At 56.6% G+C, this 1,420-nt stretch carries 1 rRNA gene; it reads left to right on the plus strand.

What is annotated here, in order from left to right:
* Nucleotides 1-1,398 (plus strand): 23S ribosomal RNA (locus ACX6XY_RS29975); the annotation flags it as partial.
* Nucleotides 1,399-1,420: the final 22 nt, after the last annotated feature.

Genomic DNA, 1,420 nt, shown 5'->3' on the forward strand with positions numbered 1-1,420 from the left:
TGTGGGTGAGACCTGATGCCGAGCCGATTGTGGTGAAGTGGATGATCCTATGCTGTCGAGAAAAGCCTCTAGCGAGTTTCATGGCGGCCCGTACCCTAAACCGACTCAGGTGGTCAGGTAGAGAATACCGAGGCGTTCGGGTGAACTATGGTTAAGGAACTCGGCAAAATGCCCCCGTAACTTCGGGAGAAGGGGGGCCACTTCTGGTGATGGGACTTGCTCCTTGAGCTGGGGGTGGCCGCAGAGACCAGCGAGAAGCGACTGTTTACTAAAAACACAGGTCCGTGCGAAGCCGTAAGGCGATGTATACGGACTGACGCCTGCCCGGTGCTGGAACGTTAAGGGGACCGGTTAGCTGACTTTCGGGTTGGCGAAGCTGAGAACTTAAGCGCCAGTAAACGGCGGTGGTAACTATAACCATCCTAAGGTAGCGAAATTCCTTGTCGGGTAAGTTCCGACCTGCACGAATGGCGTAACGACTTCTCGACTGTCTCAACCATAGGCCCGGTGAAATTGCACTACGAGTAAAGATGCTCGTTTCGCGCAGCAGGACGGAAAGACCCCGGGACCTTTACTACAGTTTGATATTGGTGTTCGGTTCGGCTTGTGTAGGATAGGTGGGAGACTGTGAAGCGGCCACGCCAGTGGTTGTGGAGTCGTCGTTGAAATACCACTCTGGTCGTGCTGGATGTCTAACCTGGGTCCGTGATCCGGATCAGGGACAGTGTCTGATGGGTAGTTTAACTGGGGCGGTTGCCTCCCAAAGGGTAACGGAGGCGCCCAAAGGTTCCCTCAGCCTGGTTGGCAATCAGGTGTTGAGTGTAAGTGCACAAGGGAGCTTGACTGTGAGACCGACGGGTCGAGCAGGGACGAAAGTCGGGACTAGTGATCCGGCGGTGGCTTGTGGAAGCGCCGTCGCTCAACGGATAAAAGGTACCCCGGGGATAACAGGCTGATCTTCCCCAAGAGTCCATATCGACGGGATGGTTTGGCACCTCGATGTCGGCTCGTCGCATCCTGGGGCTGGAGTCGGTCCCAAGGGTTGGGCTGTTCGCCCATTAAAGCGGTACGCGAGCTGGGTTTAGAACGTCGTGAGACAGTTCGGTCCCTATCCGCTGTGCGCGTAGGAGTCTTGAGAAGGGCTGTCCCTAGTACGAGAGGACCGGGACGGACGAACCTCTGGTGTGCCAGTTGTCCTGCCAAGGGCATGGCTGGTTGGCTACGTTCGGAAAGGATAACCGCTGAAAGCATCTAAGCGGGAAGCCTGCTTCGAGATGAGGACTCCCTCCCCCTTTGAGGGGTTAAGGCTCCCAGTAGACGACTGGGTTGATAGGCCGGATCTGGAAGCCCTGTGAGGGGTGGAGGTGACCGGTACTAATAGGCCGAGGGCTTGTCCTCAGTTGCTCGCGTCCACTGTGTT

It is taken from the genome of Streptomyces sp. O3, from assembly GCF_054788135.1.